Genomic DNA, 18,573 nt, shown 5'->3' with positions numbered 1-18,573 from the left:
TCCCCATGTGAGAGTAGGTCATCGTCAAGATTGAATTCCAGAAACCCTCATCGCTTACGCGTTGAGGGTTTTTGTTTGTCTGGTGTTCCAGAAACCTCTGCATCCTCCTGAGCTCATAACTCTACCTCTCCGGCAGTCATCCAGACCCACGTGCTTATGGCAATCCGGCGCGCTTGCCCTTATGGTTCGGCATCAGGTTCCACGCACCCGTCAAGGAAGCAAGCATGTCCGTTACAACCTCTCTGAGTGCAGGCTTCATGGTGGTTCAAGGCAACCGCCCGGATGAACTGCGCAGTCTGGTTGTGTCCTGGATGCGGCGATATCCATTGGCGCCCCTGGAAAACGAGATTGCTCTGGTGCAGAGCAACGGCATTGCGCAATGGTTGAAGCTGGCCTTGGCCGAAGATGCCCAGGATGAAGACAACGGTGGCTGTGGTATCGCCGCCGCCATAGACGTCCAGTTGCCCGGCAGTTTCATGTGGACGCTGTATCGCATGGTGCTGGGTGCAGATGAGATCCCCCAGACTTCCTTGCTCGACAAGACCCCTTTGACCTGGCGCTTGATGCGCTTGCTGCCGTCGCTGATCCATCAGCCACACTTCGAGCCCCTGCAGCGCTTCCTGACCGACGACACGGATCTGCGCAAGCGTTATCAACTGTCCGAGCGCCTGTCCGATCTGTTCGACCAATACCAGGTTTACCGTGCGGACTGGCTGGAAGACTGGGCCGCTGGCCGTCATCAATTGCGCGACGTACGAGGTCAGTCCAGACCATTGTCAGCTGCCAATTGCTGGCAGGCCGAACTGTGGCGTGCGTTGCTGGACGACGTCGGGGCTGAAGGGATGTCGCAGAGCCGCGCGGGCGTGCATCAGCGTTTCATCGAGCGCATCGGCAACATGACCGAAGCGCCGCCGGGCTTGCCGGCACGGGTCATCGTTTTCGGCATTTCGTCACTGCCTGCACAAGCGCTCGAGGCGTTGGCAGGGCTGGCCAGATTCAGTCAGGTTCTGCTCTGTGTCCACAACCCGTGTCGCCACCACTGGACCGATATCGTCGCCGACAAGGACCTGCTGCGTCACCAGTACAAACGTCAGGCGCGCAAGAGCGGAATGCCGATGGTCCTCGACCCGCAGGCGCTGCATCAGCATGCTCACCCGTTGCTCGCGGCCTGGGGCAAGCAGGGACGTGATTACATCAACCTGCTGGACAGCCATGACGACCCACGCAGCTACCGCTCCTCGTTCAAGGACGAGCGTATTGATCTGTTCAGTGAAGCGGAGCCCACCACACTGCTGAACCAGTTGCAGGACGATATTCTCGAGCTGCGTCCGCTGGATGAAACCCGTGAGCTCTGGCCGGCAGTCGATCCTCTCGAGGACCGCTCGATCCGCTTCCATGTGGCTCACAGTGCGCAGCGCGAAGTGGAAGTGCTGCATGACCAGCTACTGGCGAGATTCAGCAAAGACCCTGGCCTGCGTCCGCGTGACGTGATTGTGATGGTCCCGGATATCGACAGCTATGCCCCACACATACGAGCGGTATTCGGACAGATCGAACGCGAAGACCGTCGCTTCATCCCCTTTACGCTGGCTGATCAGGGCCAGCGCGGCCGCGAGCCGTTGCTGATTGCCGTCGAGCACCTGCTCAAACTCCCGGACAGCCGTTTCACGGTCAGTGAGATTCTTGACCTGCTGGACGTTCCAGCCTTGCGAGCACGCTTCAGGATTCAAGAGCGCGACCTGCCAACACTGCATCGCTGGATAGAAGGCGCAGGCATTCGTTGGGGGCTTAATGCTCAGCAGCGGGCCGGCCTCGGGCTGCCGGATGCCCTTGAGCAGAACAGCTGGCATTTCGGCCTGCGTCGCATGTTGCTGGGTTACGCCGTGGGTGCCGGTGCGGCTTACGACGGCATCGAACCCTACGATGAGATCGGCGGGCTTGATGCGGCGTTGATCGGTCCGCTGGTCGCGTTGATTGATGCTCTTCAGGTCGCCCACACAGAGTTGACGACACCCACCACTCCGGAAGCGTGGGGTGCCCGTCTGCAATCGCTGCTGCAGTTGTTCTTCCTCGCCGACAGCGAGCATGACGACTACTTGCTTGCCCAACTGGAAACACTGCGCGAGAACTGGCTGGAAACCTGTGCAACGGTAAGGCTGACTGAAGAGCTGCCGCTGACCGTGGTGCGTGAGGCCTGGCTGGCCGGGCTCGATCAAGGGCGCCTTTCCCAGCGTTTTCTGGCGGGCTCGGTCAACTTCTGCACGCTGATGCCCATGCGCGCCATCCCGTTCAAGGTGGTCTGCCTGTTGGGCATGAACGACGGCGATTATCCGCGCGCGCAACCGCCGCTGGATTTCGATTTGATGGGCAGCGATTACCGCCCCGGCGACCGTTCCCGGCGTGAAGACGATCGTTACCTGTTGCTGGAAGCCTTGCTCTCGGCCAGGGATCAGTTGTATGTCAGTTGGGTTGGCCACCGCATTCGTGACAACAGTGAGCGTCCAGCTTCGGTGCTCATCGGTCAGCTTCGCGATCACCTCGCCAGCGGCTGGAAGCTGGCCGGCGAGACCGACCCGGACGTTAAACAGGATGATGAGCGCTTGCTGAAAGCCCTGACTGTGAATCACCCCTTGCAACCCTTCAGCGCCAATTACTTCCACGCCGGAACGGGGTACTTCAGCTTCGCCCGCGAGTGGCGTCTGCTGCATGAAACCGACCTTCAGGTGCCCGTGCCTCAAGCGCTGCCGCCTCACGAACAGGAAGAACCGCTGTCCATTGCGCAGCTACAGGATTTCCTGAGAAACCCGGTAAAACACTTTTTCAGCCAGCGCCTGAAGATCTATTTCGAAGTCGCTGAAGCGCCGCTCGCCGATGAAGAGCCGTTCGTGCTCGATGCCCTTGAGCGCTATGGCCTGAGTGAAAGCCTGCTTGGCGCAGGTATGTCCTCGCCCGACAATATGGATGCTGCTCTACAGACTCAGGCGCTGAAACTGCAAGCCAGTGGCCTGCTGCCGCTCGCAGGCTTCGGCACCTTGATGCAGAGCGAGCTGATCGAACCGCTGCCTGACGTACTCAGGCGTTACCACGATCTGTTGGCCCTCTGGCCCGAGACCCTGAGCAGCGCTTTACCGATCAGCTTCAGCCATGCGGGTGTCAGCATCGACGGCTGGCTAGGCGGGTTGCACCGTAACGCCCGTGGCGAGCTGTTTCTGGTTACCGCCATTCCCAACAGCATCGGCTCGAAAAAGACCCGCAAGTGGCACCGGTTGATTCGGCCGTGGGTCAACCATCTGGTGGCGTGCGCTTGCGACCTGCCGTTGAGCACGGCACTGGTCGCCAGTGATGAAACCCTGATGCTGGAGCCGCTGGACAAGGCGAGTGCCGTCACCACGCTCAACCACTTGCTGACGGCCTGGCTGCACGGCATGCAGGAACCTCTGCCTGTCGCGGTCAAAACCGCCTTCGCCTGGTTGGTCCAGCCTGCCGACAAAGCCGAAGCGGCTGCTCGCAAAGCCTACGAAGGTGACGGACAGACCACCGACGGCGAGCGCCGAGAAAGCACGGCATTGGCTCGGCAGTTTCCGGACTTTGACGCACTGATGGGCAGTGAAGAATTCGCAGGCTGGTGCGAGACGCTTTACAAACCGATTTACGATGCGCCGTGGCAGTCGTTGTCCGGCGGGGAGGGTGGCGCATGAGCGAACAATCCCTTCCTCTCGCGCTGCGCTTTCCACTGCGCGGCAGCCAGTTGATCGAGGCCAGCGCTGGCACCGGCAAGACCTTCACCATCTCCGCTCTGTACTTGCGTCTGGTGCTCGGCCACGGCACCGAGCAGTCCGGCTTTGGTCGCGAACTGCTGCCGCCGCAGATTCTTGTGGTGACCTTTACCGATGCCGCAACCAAAGAATTGCGTGACAGAATCCGTACCCGGCTGGCGGAGGCCGCTCGCTTCTTCCGTGACGAGATCGCCGCCCCCGATGGCCTGATTGCCGATCTGCGTGAACAGTTTGAAGCGTCGCTATGGCCAGCCTGCGCCAGCCGTCTGGACATTGCCGCACAATGGATGGACGAGGCCGCGGTCTCGACCATCCACAGTTGGTGCCAGCGCATGTTGCGCGAGCACGCATTCGACAGCGGCAGTCTGTTCACTCAGACGCTGGAAACCGACCACAGCGATTTGCTCGGCGAAGTCCTGCGCGATTACTGGCGCCGCTTCTATTACCCCATGAGCGGCGACGCATTGCTCTGGGTGCGGGAAAACCTCAGCGGTCCGGCGGCGTTGCTGCCGCGTGTGCGAGGTCTGTTCGGCCGTGATCGCAGTCCACTCACTCAGGAACCGGCCGAACTGATTGCGGCGTCATTGCAAGAGCGCCGGGCAGCGCTTGCCGCGCTGAAAGCGCCGTGGGCCGTTTGGTCCGACGAGTTGTATGCGCTGTGTCAGGACGCGGTCGCTCGCAAGGCAGTCGACGGCCGCAAGATGCAGGAACGCTACTTCAAACCCTGGTTTGAAAAACTTGCTGCCTGGGCCGCTGACGACACACAGGAAGCGCTGGATCTGGGCACCGGTTTCACTCGTCTGACCCCCGACGGCATTGCCGAAGCCTGGAAGAGCGAGCCACCTGTGCACCCGGCCTTCGAGGCCATGGCACAGTTGAAGGCGGCGCTCGACGGTTTGCCCAAACCCGATGCTGCTGTGTTGCAGCATGCGGCGCAGTGGGTCAGCGCGCGCTTTGAAGAAGAGAAGCGTCGCCGCGCCGAGATGGGCTTTGATGACATGCTGCTCAGGCTCGACGCGGCCCTGCATGGCGCGGGCGGCGAGCGTCTGGCCACCCTGATTCGCGAGCAGTTTCCGGTGGCGTTGATCGATGAATTCCAGGACACCGACCCTGTCCAGTACCGGATCTTCGACAGCATCTATCGTCTTGAGGCCAACGATGAGCAGACCGGGCTGTTCCTGATTGGCGACCCGAAACAGGCGATCTACGCGTTTCGCGGCGCCGATATCTACACCTACCTGCGTGCCCGCCAGGCGACCGATGGCCGTTGGCATACGCTGGACACCAACTACCGCTCCAGTCATGCGATGGTCGAGTCGGTCAACCATGTCTTCACGCGGGCAGAGCAACGAGAGCAAGGTCGCGGTGCGTTCCTGTTTCGTGATGAGCACGGCAATCAGGTGCCGTTCTCCGATGCGCTGGCCCAAGGCCGCAAAGAGACGCTGCATGTCGACGGCGCTCCCCTGACGGCGCTGACGGTCTGGCACTTGCCAAGCGACCAGCCGGTGTCCGGCGTGGTTTATCGTCAGCAGTTGGCGGCCAGTTGCGCGAGCGAGATCGTGCGTCTGCTCAACGCCGGTCAACAGGGCCGTGCCGGTTTCGTTACGCCCGACAACATTCTGCGCGGGCTGCGTCCGGCCGACATTGCGATTCTGGTCCGCGACGGCAAGGAAGCGCAGGCGGTGCGTCAGCAACTGACCGCACGTGGTGTGCGCAGCGTGTACCTGTCCGACAAGGATTCGGTGTTCGCCGCCCAGGAAGCCCACGACCTGCTGTCCTGGCTCAAGGCCTGCGCCGAGCCGGACTCCGAACGCACGCTGCGTGCCGCGCTGGCATGTATCACGCTGGATCTGCCGCTGGCCGAACTGGAGCGCCTGAATCAGGACGAGCTGGCGTGGGAGCGGCGCGTCATGCAGTTTCGTGGCTATCGCGCCATATGGCGCAGCCAGGGCGTGCTGCCGATGCTGCGCCGTCTGTTGCACGACTTTGCCCTGCCACAGACCTTGATGACCCGCAACGATGGCGAACGAGTACTCACCAACCTGCTGCACCTGTCTGAACTGCTGCAGCAGGCCGCCGCCGAACTGGATGGCGAGCAGGCGCTGATCCGTCATCTGGGCGACCATCTGGCACTCTCCGGCCAGGCCGGGGAAGAGCAGATCCTGCGTCTGGAAAGCGATGAGCAACTGGTCAAGGTGGTCACCATCCACAAGTCCAAGGGCTTGCAGTACCCGCTGGTGTTCCTGCCGTTCATTTGCTCCTCGAAACCGGTGGACGGCAGTCGCCTGCCGCTGCAGTTTCACGACGCCGACGGCAAGTCCCAGATCAGCCTGCAGCCTACCGAGGCGCTGATTCAACAAGCCGATGATGAACGTCTGGCCGAAGACCTGCGTCTGCTCTACGTCGCCCTCACGCGATCGGAACATGCCTGCTGGCTGGGCGTCGCCGACCTCAAGCGTGGTAATGCCAACACCTCCATGCTGCACCGTTCCGCACTGGGTTACCTCCTGGGCGGTGGCGCAGTGCTGGCCGAGTCGGCGGAGCTGAACGTCTGGCTGCGTGATCTGGCCCAGAGGTGTGACGCGATTGCCTTGCAACCTGTGCCGGAGCCCACCGACGAGCGCTTCAGTGCGCCGCGCAACGAAGCGGCGCTGGTCAAGCTGCTGGTGCCCAAACGCCGCGCTGCCGAGAACTGGTGGATCGCGTCCTACAGCGCCCTGCGTATCGGCGACACGGTAACGGCCGGTGCCGATGAGTCGCCTGACAGCCCGCAGGCACAGAAACTGTTCGACGACGAGCGTCTGGACCCTGAAGCCCCGCGCGACATCCTGACCAGCGGCGGCGATATCCATCGTTTTCCGCGTGGCCCCAATCCCGGCACCTTTCTGCACGGGCTGCTCGAGTGGGCTGGCAACGAAGGGTTTGCGATGACCGCGCACGCGCCGGAGAAACTGCAGGACGCCGTCGCCCGGCGCTGCAATCGACGCGGTTGGGCAGGCTGGATCAATACCCTGAGCGATTGGCTGCAACACATGCTGAACATGCCGCTGCGCCTGTCGCCGGACGCCGCACCGGTGGCCCTGGGCGAACTGGATCAGCCCAATCAGTACCGTGTGGAAATGGAATTCTGGTTCGCCAGCAATAACGTCAACGTCGCGCAGATGGACGCCCTCGTGCGCCGCTTCACCCACGACAACGCGCCGCGTGCTGGGACCGAGACGGTCTCGCTCAACGGCATGTTCAAGGGCTTTATCGACCTGACGTTCGAACACGAAGGCCGGTATTACGTGGCCGACTACAAGTCCAACTGGTTGGGCAGTGACGACAGTGCGTACACCCAGCTGGCGATGGAAACCGCCATTCTCGACAACCGCTATGACCTGCAATACGTCCTCTACCTGCTGGCCCTTCACCGTCAGCTCAAGGCGCGGATGGCCGACTACGATTACGACCAGCACATGGGCGGCGCGCTTTACCTGTTTCTGCGCGGCAGTCGCTCGGCCTCTCAGGGAGCGTATTTCACCCGTCCGCCACGTGAGCTGATCGAGAGTCTGGACCTGCTGTTTCAGGGCAAACCGATAGCGCATGACCTGCCGGGAGCATTGGCATGAGCCGCTCGTTCGATGATCTGTTGCCTACCGCGCTGGACGACATCAGCCTCGCTGAGTTGAGCCCGCTGACGCGTGTCAGCGATCTGCTGATCCTGCTCGAACGTTGGGTCGAGCGCGGCTGGTTGCGTGCTCTGGACAAGGCGTTCGTCGCGTTCCTGAGTGATCTCGATCCGCACGCCGATCCGTTGGTGCTGGTGGCTGCGGCGCTTACCAGCCATCAGCTCGGCCACGGTCACGTTTGCCTTGACCTGTACGAGACCCTCAAAGAACCGGACTTCGCCCTGTCACTGCCACCCGAAGGCGATCAGCAGAGCGCGCCGATGCTGCTGCCCTCACAACTGCTGGCAGCACTGGATGGCGCCGCCTGGTGCCAGGCGCTGGCCGGCAGCATGCTGGTTGCCGAGGTGGGCGATTCAAGTGCCGAAGCGCGACAAAAACCGCTGGTGCTGGCCGAGCGGCGTCTGTACCTGCGCCGCTACTGGACTTACGAACGGCGTATCGCAGCAGCCTTGCGTCAGCGCTTGGCACAGCGTGAAACGCCGCCGGAGGATCTGCCGCAGCAACTCGACGCATTGTTCGGCCCGGCCAATTCTTCGCCACAAGCTGTCATCGACTGGCAGAAGCTTGCCTGCGCACTGGCGACCCGCAAGGGTTTCAGCATCATCACCGGCGGCCCCGGCACCGGCAAAACCACCACGGTGGTGCGTCTGCTGGCCTTGTTGCAGGCCCCGGCGGTACAGAATGGCCAACCGCTGCGTATCCGTCTTGCGGCACCTACCGGCAAGGCGGCGGCACGTCTGACCGAGTCCATCAGTCAACAGGTGCAGAGCCTGGATGTCAGTGACGACGTACGACAGAAAATCCCCAGCGAGGTGACCACCGTCCACCGCTTGCTGGGCAGTCGCCCCGGTACCCGGCACTTCCGCCACCATGCGGGCAATTTACTGCCGCTGGATGTGCTGGTGGTTGATGAAGCCTCCATGATCGACCTGGAAATGATGGCCAATCTGCTCGACGCACTGCCGCCGCATGCACGCATGGTTCTGCTGGGTGACAAGGACCAGCTGGCGTCCGTTGAGGCGGGGGCGGTACTCGGGGATTTGTGCCGCGACGCCGAAGAAGGTTTCTACAGCCCCGACACCCAGGCCTGGCTGGAAGCCGTCAGCGGCGAAGACCTCGGCAAGGGCGGTTTGCGGCAGGGCGATGCACAGCAGCATCCGTTGGCCCAGCAAGTGGTGATGCTGCGCCACTCGCGTCGCTTCGGCCAAGGCAGCGGCATCGGCCAGCTGGCCCGGCTGGTCAACCAGCAACAGGACCAACAAGCCCGCGCGCTGCTCTCGGCGGGCAGTCACGACGACCTGTTCGCCCTGGCACTCAAGGGCGAGCAGGACCTCAAGTTCGAACGCCTGGTGCTCGACGGTCTTGGCAGGGGCGAGCAAGGCCCGCAGGGTTACCGGCATTACCTGAACGTACTCGCCGCCGAACGTCCCGCCGACGATTCGGCACTGGACGACGCGTGCTGGACCCGTTGGGCGCGCTCGGTACTCAGCGCCTTCGACGCCTTTCAACTGCTGTGTGCCGTACGCAAAGGCCCGTGGGGCGTGGAGGGTTTGAACCAGCGCATCACTCACGCATTGTTCAGCGCGAAGCTGATCGAAAGCGAACAGCAATGGTACGAAGGTCGCCCGGTGCTGATGACCCACAACGACTATGGCCTTGGCCTGATGAACGGCGACATCGGCATCACCTTGCGCCTGCCCGAGCGCGACGGCGAGGGCAAACAGGTGTTGCGCGTCGCCTTCCCCCGCAACGACGGCAGCGAAGGCGTACGCTTCGTCCTGCCCAGCCGCCTCAACGAGGTCGAAACCGTGTACGCCATGACCGTACACAAATCCCAAGGCTCGGAATTCGCCCACACCGCCCTGATCCTGCCCGAAGCGCTCAACCCGGTACTGACCAAGGAGCTCATCTACACCGGCATCACCCGCGCCAAGCACTGGTTCAGCCTGATCGAACCGCGCCAGGGCATCTTCGAAGAAGCCCTGCGCCGCAAGGTCAAACGTCTGAGTGGGCTGATGTTGGGGCTTTGATCATGTCCGTGCTGTCTGGCGATTTGCAGGTACGAAGTCGAGCTTCATAATCCCTATGCTCTTCAACCGGGTTCAAGGGGCAATTGAAAAGGCCAAGGTGTAACCGCATGACGGCGGATAAAGCGTGTGCTGTGGTTCTGCGAGACCGGGGAGTGCTGGAGATTCTGGCATTTGAGCATCCGTTGGCGGGCCTGCAGTTGGTGAAGGGCAGTGTGGAACCAGGCGAGTCAACTTGCGCGGCTGCTGTGCGGGAGTTAATGGAGGAGGCCGGGATTCAAGCGACAGCAAAGCGAAACCTGGGTGAGTGGCACTCCACCATAACGGGACATATCTGGGCATTTCATGAATGTGAGGTGGCTCAAGACCTTCCCGATAGCTGGGTGCATTTTGCAGAGGATGATGGAGGACACGATTTCAGATTCTTCTGGCATCCGCTGATGAGTGAGCCGTCTGACAGATGGCACTATATTTTCAAGGATGCCTTGAGCTTTCTCAGGGAGACCGTTACTTGAATCTGGGTATGGGTCAGCTCTTCTTTAGGTGTCGGGAGTGTCTTCTGTGTTTACTCATTGGCTGTGCCGAGTTTGACGTGGCGCTGGTAGCACGCCTCAGGGCCGGAAGGGGTCAGACTCACCCGCGTATTGCTTCAACCGGGCAATAACTTTAGGAGATGTTCTGTCGATATCGACTCTACCAGCCCTATCAAGGTAGATGTCTATCGTTGCCCAAGGCTTAGGTGAGATGTCGATGCACTTTCGTAAACCTCTGTCGGTCCACCAAAAGAACAGCATGAAGAAGTTCTCATCAGGGAATGCGTGACCAAACTCCGATGTGGCTTCTCCCGGTAGCATTCGCTGCCTTGTAATCTGGTCGTGCGTGTTCCAAATTAAATGCAGTTCGTCCGTGGCATCTTTAGGGTAGTGGACAATTACGCCAGGAGCAGCAAAGTACCAAGCCACCAGGGGAGCTATCAATAGGAAAAGGAACAAGTAACGGACCTTAATTTTCTTTGCATTTGTGCTCAATGACACCTACTCCCCATTCCTGTGGCGTAACTGCAAGAACCTCATCCATAACCATTTTCGCTGTTATCCTACCCATGGGGTGTTGGTTAAAGAGTTTAATTCCAATACTAATAGATATCTGATCTGGGGCGTCGTCCCAGGCACGGAGGCCGTCAACGTCTTCAGCACGGTGAGGTCCCCTGTGTTTGCGTCTTTCTAACGGTTTCGTTATATCGCTGACCTTTCCCCAAGAATCCGAAACTATTTGCTCGGCCCCTGCCCCGTCTGCAAGTACACTCTCGGAAAAACCCGCAACGCGGCCCACATAGCCATAGTGGATGTTCGACCAAATATCATAAAAATAGTCGTACTTTCCTTGTGTATGCCAAATGCCGCCAAATGCTGCACGGATTTTCTGCTTGTGGTCCCACGGGCGATTCTGACCAACACGTTCTGCCCAGATAGCAAAAGCCTTTGCTTGCATACCGGCCGCCATGCTGTAGAAATCCGGGCCGGGACCAAGGCGCAGGTAAAATGGAAGCGCCTCATACTCCTTCATCTTTGCCGCCGCATCGAAGCTATTGAGGTCTCTCATCTGACGAACTTCTGGACTATTGATGTTGGCGTTCATCTCTCCAGCAATATAAGTCGCCAGCTCTTCCATCCTGTCAGGGTGTTTGCTAACAACAGGTTCCGCTTTTGGCTAAGGCTTCGCCTCTGACTCCCTAGCGGCAGCCTTAGGTTCTAAGGGCACCTTAGTGCCGGAAAGGATCAGGTTCGCCCTCACATTTTTTCAAGCGTTCAATAATGGCGGGAGATGTTTTGTTAATGTCGACTCTACCCGACTCCGTTAGGTATATATCTAACGTAGCCCAGCGCTTGGGCGTTATGTCGATACATCTCATATGGCCCTTGATGGGGCCCCAAAAGAAAACCATAAAAAAATCTTCATCGGGGAATAGATGACCAACATCAGATGACGCTTCTCCCGGAAGCATCCTCTCTCTATGAATTTGGTGTTGCGTATCCCATACTAAACGAAGTTCATCCGTAGCTTCTTTGGAGTAATGAATAACTACGCTGGGGGTAGCAGCATACCAAGCCGTTAGCAGAGCTATAAGCGCGAACAAAACTGCATGACGCAACTTAAGTTTTCTCACATTGATGATCAATGACACCTGCTCCCCATGCTTGTGGTGCAACCGAAAGAACCTCTTTCATTATCATTTTCGCTGTTATGCCACCATGAGGGTGCAGGTTAAAGAGTTTAATCCCGATCCCGACAGATATTCGGTCGGGATCGTCGTCCCAAGCGCGGAGTCCCTCTACGTTCTCGGCACGTTGAGGCCCCCGGTGTTTTCTGCTTACCTGTGGTTTTGTTATGTCACTGACCGCCCCGACAGAGTCTGAGACTATCTGCTCTAACCCCGCACCGTCGGCAAGCACGCTTTCTGAAAGACCGCCTGCGCGGCCAACATAACCGTAGTGGATGTTAGACCAAATATCATAAAAATACTCGTACTCTCCTTGCTTGTGGTAATACCCACCGAACTTCTTATGGATTTTCGGCTTGTGGTCCCAATCCCTATACTGCCCTACACGCTCAGTCCAAATCACCAACGCAGCAGCGCCATTTGCTGCGCCAATAGTTTGGGGGCTCGTCGCGCCAACTTGAGCATACCAAGGCAGGTCCATTTGCTTGCGCGTCTCTTCGGCAACGTCATAACTGAGCAGTTTTTTCATTTTCAAAACAGAAGGGTGATGAATATTGCGATTCATCTCGTCCGCAATGTATGTCGCCAGCTCTTCCATCCTGTCAGGGTGTTTGCAAACAACAGATTCCGCCCTTGGCTCAGGCTCCGCATCTGACTTCTCACCGACTGCCTCAGGGCCTACCGAAGCGTTCGCCGCCAAGGCTTTCTCCGTGAGCTTCGGGTCAGCCAGCAAGGTCGCCATCTTCTCGTCGTCCACGGAACCGTCTGGCCGGAAGGCCCCCAACGCCATGAAATTGATAATGGTCGCGCCACCAGCGTCGCCCATGACGAAGCCGCCACCCACATTGCCTGAGCCCGTGATGATTGTCCCGCCGTGACTGGTGGGGCTTCCTAGGTGGGCCATAGGACGGCCATTCACCAGAATGGAAGGAAAGCCTGTAGTGATGACCGCGCCACACCCGCAGGTATCCCCCACACGTGCCGCGCCCATGCCGTTGATGTTGACGTCATCGGATGCAGAAGCGATAGGCGTTGTACCGTGCCCCGGTAATGGGCAGGCGTGCTTGTCGCCCAATCGGGCTGAAGAAATCATTGCATCCCGTCCCTGCGTTTTGATACGTAGACAACCAGCGTTTAGTTGACGCGTGGGAGGCTACCGGAAGCGCAAAAGGCGGTATGTAGGGGAAATCTTAGTTTTGCGAAGGACCTTGAGAATCTGATCGAAGAGTCGGGGTGACCTCAATGGTTGCGAACCAGCATCCGTGTCACAAACCGTCGGCCAACTCCGGTCTGCCCCGCTACTATAAGGCCACCTGATCCCTCGAAAATCTGTCATTGAAGGAAGCGAATAGCGCGGTTTTCCCCCAACAGAAACCCCTTATTCAACTCCGTCACCTCCCGAATGTAATCCCACAGCAACGTGATCCGCTTCAACTTGCGCAGGTCCTCCCGGCAGTACATCCAGAATTGACGAGTAATGTTCACTTCCTCCCTCAGCACCGGCAGCAGCAGTGGGTCTTGGGCGGCGAGGAAGCATGGCAGGATGGCCAATGCGCGGCCCTGCAGGGCCGCGGTGTATTGGGCGATGACGCTGGTGCTGCGCAGTTGTGCCTGGGCGTTGGGCAGCAGGTTGCTCATGTACAGCAGCTCGGAGCTGAACGCCAGGTCGTCGACGTAGCTGATGAAGACGTGCTCGCTCAGGTCCGCTTTGTGTTCGATGGGCGAGTGGTTGTCGAGGTAGGCCTGGGTGGCGTACAGACCCAGGCTGTAATCGCAGAGTTTGCAACACACGTAAGGACCGTGTTCGGGGCGCTCCAGGGCGATGACGATATCCGCCTCGCGCTTAGACAGGCTGATGAAGTGCGGCAGCGGCAGGATGTCCAGCGAAATGCTCGGGTAGCTGTCGAGAAAGTGGCTCAGTTGCGGGGTGATGAAGAAGCTGCCGAAGCCTTCGGTGCAGCCCATGCGCACATGCCCTGATAGCGCGACGCTGGACCCGGAAACCTGTTCGCAAGCCATGTGCAGTGTGCTTTCGATGGACTCGGCATAACCCAGCAGGCGCTGACCTTCTGCGGTCATGATGAAGCCGTTGTTGCGCGATTTCTCGAAGAGCAGTGTGCCCAGTGAGGTTTCCAGCGAGTTGATGCGCCGCGACACGGTGGTGTAGTCAACGCCCAGACGCCGGGCCGCGCTGCTGACTTTTCGGGTGCGTGCCACCTCAAGGAAAAACTTCAGGTCATCCCAGTTCAACAGCCCCAGGGAGGTGATGTTTTTTTGCATGTTGACCCTGCTTTTATCTACGTTCTTGTTAGAAGTTTGCACATCTATACTCCAAAGCACGCCCCCTGACCAATTCAAAAACGAGACTGCCGGGAGGCCACGCCCATCCTTCTGCACAAGCTGTGGATGCGTGGTTTGCTGAAGGGAGAATCGCTGAAATGAATGCCTCACTGAACCACACGACGACCTCGATTGCTCGCGTGAAACTGCTGATCAACGGCGAATGGACCGACTCGCAAAGCAGCGAATGGCAAGACATCGTCAATCCCGCCACTCAGGAAATCCTCGCCCAGGTGCCATTCGCCACGGCCAGTGAAGTGGACGCCGCTGTCGCAGCTGCTCACGCGGCCTATCGAACCTGGCGTGAGACACCCATTGGTGTGCGTATGCGCATCATGCTCAAGTTGCAGGCGCTGATCCGCGAGCACTCCAGGCGCATCGCGGCGGTACTCAGTGCCGAGCAGGGCAAGACGCTGGCCGATGCCGAGGGCGATATTTTTCGGGGCTTGGAAGTGGTCGAGCACGCCTGTTCGATCGGCACGCTGCAAATGGGCGAGTTTGCCGAGAACGTCGCCAGTGGCGTTGACACCTATACCCTGCGCCAGCCGATCGGTGTGTGCGCCGGGATCACGCCGTTCAACTTCCCGGCGATGATTCCGCTGTGGATGTTTCCGATGGCGATCGCCTGCGGCAATACATTCGTGCTCAAGCCTTCCGAGCAGGATCCGCTGTCGACCCTGTTGCTGGTCGAGTTGGCGATCGAGGCGGGAGTGCCGCCCGGTGTGCTCAACGTGGTGCATGGTGGCAAGGAGGTGGTGGACGCGATCTGCACGCACAAGGACATCAAGGCTGTTTCCTTCGTCGGTTCAACGACGGTCGGCACGCATGTCTACGATCTGGCCGGTCGGCATGGCAAGCGGGTGCAGGCAATGATGGGGGCGAAGAATCATGCCGTGGTGCTACCCGATGCCAACCGTGAGCAAACCCTGAACGCGCTGGTGGGCGCAGGTTTCGGTGCGGCGGGTCAGCGGTGCATGGCGACTTCTGTGGTGGTGCTGGTCGGCGCGTCTAGACAGTGGCTGCCCGACCTCAAGGCACGGGCGCAGACTCTCAAGGTCAATGCCGGCCAGGAACCAGGCACCGACATCGGGCCGGTGATTTCACGACGGGCCAAACAACGCATTCTGGATCTGATCGAGAGCGGCGTGCGTGAAGGCGCGACGCTGGAACTGGATGGTCGGGAGGTTTCGGTTCCGGGTTACGAGAGCGGCAACTTCGTGGGGCCGACCTTGTTCTCGGGCGTCACCACCGACATGCAGATCTACACCCAGGAAATTTTCGGGCCGGTGCTGGTGGTGCTGGAGGTCGATACCCTCGATGAGGCTATCGCGCTGGTCAACGCCAACCCGTTCGGCAACGGCACCGGGCTGTTCACCCAGAGCGGTGCGGCGGCACGCAAGTTTCAAAGCGAGATTGATGTCGGGCAGGTCGGGATCAATATTCCGATTCCCGTGCCGGTGCCGTTTTTCAGTTTTACCGGCTCGCGAGGTTCCAAACTGGGCGATCTGGGCCCGTACGGCAAACAGGTGGTGCAGTTCTACACGCAGACCAAGACCGTCACCAGTCGCTGGTTCGATGACGATAGCGTCAACGATGGCGTGAACACCACGATCAATCTGCGCTGAGCGCTGGCGGTCAATTCGCTCGGGAGAACAATAATGAACATCGCATTTATCGGTCTGGGCAATATGGGCGCGCCCATGGCCCGCAACCTGATCAGAGCCGGTCACGCCTTGCAGGTGTTCGACCTCAACAAGAGCGTACTGGCTGAGTTCGCCGAGCTGGGCGCACAGGTCAGTGACTCACCCGCACAGGCGGCTCAGGGCAGTGAGCTGGTCATCACCATGCTGCCCGCAGCGGCACATGTGCGCAGCGTGTACCTGAACGACGACGGCGTGCTGAAAGGCATCGCACGAGGCGTCCCGGCGGTTGATTGCAGCACCATCGACCCGCAGACCATCCGCGACATCGCCGCTGTCGCTGCGCAGCAAGGCGTGGTGTTGGGCGATGCGCCGGTGTCGGGCGGCACCGGTGGGGCGCAGGCCGGGACCCTGACCTTCATGGTCGGCGGTTCTGCCGAGCACTTTGCCGTGCTCAAACCGGTGCTGGAACAGATGGGCCGCAACATCGTGCATTGTGGTGACGTGGGCACCGGCCAGATTGCCAAGATCTGCAACAACATGCTGCTGGCGATTTCCATGATCGGCGTGGCCGAGTCCATGGCGCTGGGCAATGCACTGGGTATCGACACCGAAGTGCTGGCCGGCATCATCAATACCTCGACCGGTCGTTGCTGGAGTTCCGAGGCCTACAACCCGTGGCCCGGCATCGTCGAAACCGCTCCCGCGTCGCGCGGTTACAGCGGTGGCTTTGGTGCCGAGTTGATGCTCAAGGACCTGGGCCTTGCAACCGAGGCCGCGCGCGCTGCGCATCAACCGGTCATCCTCGGCGCAGTGGCGCAACAGCTGTACCAGGCCATGAGCCTGCGCGGTGATGGCGGCAAGGACTTCTCGGCGATCATTGAGGGGTATCGCCCGAAAGCCTAGGCGTCACCCGTGTCGGGAATCAGTGGGGCGTTGCTGTGTATCCGGTTTTTACATTAGGAAAACGTGGCAGAACCGGCTACTTTGGACCTCGTCAGATCAGCGCAGGGATGCTCAGTACGCTTCGACGAGAAGCGCCGCATCCTCGCCCGGAGGCTGGCGCTTCACTCATCAAACGTCCCTGACCCAGAAAAAGAAGAGATCGACCATGAAGTTCGAACCCCTCGCCAGATCGTTGATCGCGACGGCACTGATTGTCGCGTATTCCCCCACATTCGCCGCGTCACAAGCCCCGGTCGCTGCCGAAAACGGCATGGTCGTGACGGCTCAGCACCTGGCTACCCACGTGGGTGTCGATGTACTCAAGGCTGGCGGCAATGCGGTCGATGCGGCCGTAGCGGTCGGCTACGCGCTGGCGGTGGTCTATCCCGCTGCCGGCAACCTCGGCGGTGGTGGTTTCATGACCATTCAGCTGGCCGACGGGCGCAAGACCTTCCTCGACTTCCGTGAAAAGGCACCGCTGGCCGCGACTGCCAACATGTACCTGGACAAGGACGGCAAGGTCATCCCTGATCTGAGTGCCAAGGGCCATCTGGCCGTCGGCGTGCCTGGCACCGTCTCCGGTATGGAAATGGCCCTGAGCAAGTACGGTACCCGCAAGCGTGAGGAAGTCATCGCGCCGGCGATCAAGCTCGCTGAGGAGGGTTTTGTGCTGGGGCAGGGCGATGTCGACATGCTGTCGAGCGCCACGGATGTATTCAAGGCGGACATGGCCGATTCCGGTTCGATCTTCCTCGACAAGGGCGAACCGATGCAGGTCGGTCAGAAACTGGTGCAGAAAGACCTGGCCAAGACCCTCAAGGAAGTCTCCGAGAAGGGCAGCGACGGTTTCTACAAGGGCTGGGTTGCCAAGGCGCTGGTCGATTCCAGCCAGGCCGGCAAGGGCATCATCACCCAGGCGGACCTCGACCATTACAAGACCCGCGAGCTGGCACCGGTCGAATGTGATTACCGTGGCTACCATGTGGTCTCGGCACCGCCTCCGAGCTCCGGCGGTGTGGTCATCTGCCAGATTCTGAACATCCTCGAAGGCTACCCGATGAAAGAGCTGGGCTTCCGCTCGGCGCAGGGCATGCATTATCAGATCGAGGCCATGCGTCACGCCTACGCAGACCGCAACAGCTACCTGGGCGACCCGGACTTCGTCAAGAATCCGGTCGAGCACCTGCTGGACGTCAAGTATGCCGCCAAGCTGCGCGCAGCCATCGATCCGCAAAAGGCCGGTGACTCGAGCAAGATCAAACCCGGCGTCGCGCCCCATGAAGGCAGCAACACCACCCACTATTCGATTGTCGATAAATGGGGCAATGCGGTTTCGGTGACCTACACCCTGAACAACTGGTTCGGCGCGGGCGTCATGGCCAGCAAGACCGGCGTGATCCTCAACGATGAAATGGATGACTTCACCGTCAAGGTCGGCGTACCCAACATGTACGGACTGGTGCAGGGCGAAGCCAACGCCATCGCGCCGGGCAAGACGCCGCTGTCGTCGATGAGCCCGACCATTGTCACCAAGGACGGCAAGGCTGTGATGGTCGTCGGCACGCCGGGCGGCAGCCGCATCATTACCGCCACGCTGCTGACCATGCTCAACGTCATCGACTACGGCATGAACATTCAGGAAGCGGTGGATGCGCCGCGCTTCCACCAGCAATGGCAGCCTGAGGAAACCAACATCGATACCTTCGCGGTCAGCCCTGACACGCTGAAGATACTTCAGAGCTGGGGTCAAAAGTTCGCAGGTCCGCAGCCGCTCAATCATGTGGCGGCGATTCTGGTGGGCGCGCCTTCGCTGGGTGGCAAACCGGTCGGTAACAACCGCTTCTACGGTGCCAACGACCCGCGTCGCAACACCGGGTTGTCGCTCGGCTACTGAGTCACGCTGCTAATCGCGCCACGGCCCTGAGCTTCAGGGTCGTGGCGTTTTGCGTTCTA

General features: G+C 60.0%; 10 protein-coding genes. 7 read left to right on the top strand and 3 right to left on the bottom strand.

The window, feature by feature from the left end; all coding sequences use genetic code 11:
- Window positions 1-224 precede the first annotated feature (224 nt).
- From recC to ACW55A_RS22155, 4 genes are all read left to right on the top strand, one after another.
- Window positions 225-3,698, top strand: a complete 3,474-nt coding sequence (recC, locus tag ACW55A_RS22170; protein ID WP_498811636.1) for an exodeoxyribonuclease V subunit gamma — start codon at window positions 225-227, stop codon at window positions 3,696-3,698.
- Window positions 3,695-7,387 (top strand): exodeoxyribonuclease V subunit beta, encoded by a 3,693-nt coding sequence (gene recB / locus ACW55A_RS22165; RefSeq protein ID WP_455809600.1) that lies wholly within the window; start codon window positions 3,695-3,697, stop codon window positions 7,385-7,387. Before recC ends, recB begins: the two co-directional genes overlap by 4 nt.
- Entirely contained in the window at window positions 7,384-9,477 is a 2,094-nt protein-coding gene (recD, locus tag ACW55A_RS22160; RefSeq protein ID WP_455809599.1) for an exodeoxyribonuclease V subunit alpha, read from the top strand. Before recB ends, recD begins: the two co-directional genes overlap by 4 nt.
- A 107-nt stretch (window positions 9,478-9,584) precedes the next feature.
- Window positions 9,585-9,989 (top strand): NUDIX hydrolase, encoded by a 405-nt coding sequence (locus ACW55A_RS22155; protein ID WP_498811635.1) that lies wholly within the window; start codon window positions 9,585-9,587, stop codon window positions 9,987-9,989.
- 487 nt (window positions 9,990-10,476) lie between these two features.
- On the opposite strand, the gene ACW55A_RS22150 is transcribed toward ACW55A_RS22155, so the two are convergent.
- From ACW55A_RS22150 to ACW55A_RS22140, 3 genes are all read right to left on the bottom strand, one after another.
- Window positions 10,477-11,145 carry a polymorphic toxin type 44 domain-containing protein gene (locus ACW55A_RS22150; protein ID WP_498811634.1) on the bottom strand — a complete coding sequence of 223 codons (669 nt, stop codon included), beginning with the start codon at window positions 11,143-11,145 and terminating at the stop codon, window positions 10,477-10,479.
- Between the two features lie 482 nt (window positions 11,146-11,627).
- Window positions 11,628-12,788: a polymorphic toxin type 44 domain-containing protein gene (locus ACW55A_RS22145; RefSeq protein ID WP_455809597.1), complete on the bottom strand. Its 1,161-nt coding sequence runs from the start codon at window positions 12,786-12,788 to the stop codon at window positions 11,628-11,630.
- 239 nt (window positions 12,789-13,027) lie between these two features.
- Complete coding sequence (locus ACW55A_RS22140; RefSeq protein ID WP_455809596.1) at window positions 13,028-13,975, bottom strand: LysR family transcriptional regulator; 948 nt, start codon at window positions 13,973-13,975, stop codon at window positions 13,028-13,030.
- 158 nt (window positions 13,976-14,133) lie between these two features.
- Between ACW55A_RS22140 and ACW55A_RS22135 the strand changes: the two genes are divergently transcribed.
- The 3 genes from ACW55A_RS22135 to ggt all read left to right on the top strand — a co-directional run bounded on the left by ACW55A_RS22135 (window position 14,134) and on the right by ggt (window position 18,514).
- On the top strand, window positions 14,134-15,660 hold the full coding sequence (locus tag ACW55A_RS22135; RefSeq protein ID WP_455809595.1) for a CoA-acylating methylmalonate-semialdehyde dehydrogenase: 1,527 nt from the start codon (window positions 14,134-14,136) through the stop codon (window positions 15,658-15,660).
- Between the two features lie 33 nt (window positions 15,661-15,693).
- Window positions 15,694-16,581, top strand: a complete 888-nt coding sequence (gene mmsB, locus ACW55A_RS22130; protein ID WP_455809594.1) for a 3-hydroxyisobutyrate dehydrogenase — start codon at window positions 15,694-15,696, stop codon at window positions 16,579-16,581.
- A 205-nt stretch (window positions 16,582-16,786) separates the two neighbouring features.
- Window positions 16,787-18,514 carry a gamma-glutamyltransferase gene (gene ggt, locus ACW55A_RS22125; RefSeq protein ID WP_054082196.1) on the top strand — a complete coding sequence of 576 codons (1,728 nt, stop codon included), beginning with the start codon at window positions 16,787-16,789 and terminating at the stop codon, window positions 18,512-18,514.
- The last annotated feature ends 59 nt before the right edge of the window (window positions 18,515-18,573 follow it).

Source organism: Plantibacter cousiniae (nom. nud.) (genome assembly GCF_977070315.1).
The sequence above is the reverse complement of the archived record's forward strand: the minus strand, read 5'-3'. Positions and strand labels throughout refer to the sequence as shown.

Bases quoted from the DNA above. Each gene is read 5' to 3' on its own strand.
- recC (WP_498811636.1), top strand. From the start codon at position 225: ATGTCCGTTACAACCTCTCTGAGTGCAGGCTTCATGGTGGTTCAAGGC.
- recB (WP_455809600.1), top strand. From the start codon at position 3,695: ATGAGCGAACAATCCCTTCCTCTCGCGCTGCGCTTTCCACTGCGCGGC.
- recD (WP_455809599.1), top strand. From the start codon at position 7,384: ATGAGCCGCTCGTTCGATGATCTGTTGCCTACCGCGCTGGACGACATC.
- ACW55A_RS22155 (WP_498811635.1), top strand. From the start codon at position 9,585: ATGACGGCGGATAAAGCGTGTGCTGTGGTTCTGCGAGACCGGGGAGTG.
- ACW55A_RS22150 (WP_498811634.1), bottom strand. From the start codon at position 11,145: ATGGAAGAGCTGGCGACTTATATTGCTGGAGAGATGAACGCCAACATC.
- ACW55A_RS22145 (WP_455809597.1), bottom strand. From the start codon at position 12,788: ATGATTTCTTCAGCCCGATTGGGCGACAAGCACGCCTGCCCATTACCG.
- ACW55A_RS22140 (WP_455809596.1), bottom strand. From the start codon at position 13,975: ATGCAAAAAAACATCACCTCCCTGGGGCTGTTGAACTGGGATGACCTG.
- ACW55A_RS22135 (WP_455809595.1), top strand. From the start codon at position 14,134: ATGAATGCCTCACTGAACCACACGACGACCTCGATTGCTCGCGTGAAA.
- mmsB (WP_455809594.1), top strand. From the start codon at position 15,694: ATGAACATCGCATTTATCGGTCTGGGCAATATGGGCGCGCCCATGGCC.
- ggt (WP_054082196.1), top strand. From the start codon at position 16,787: ATGAAGTTCGAACCCCTCGCCAGATCGTTGATCGCGACGGCACTGATT.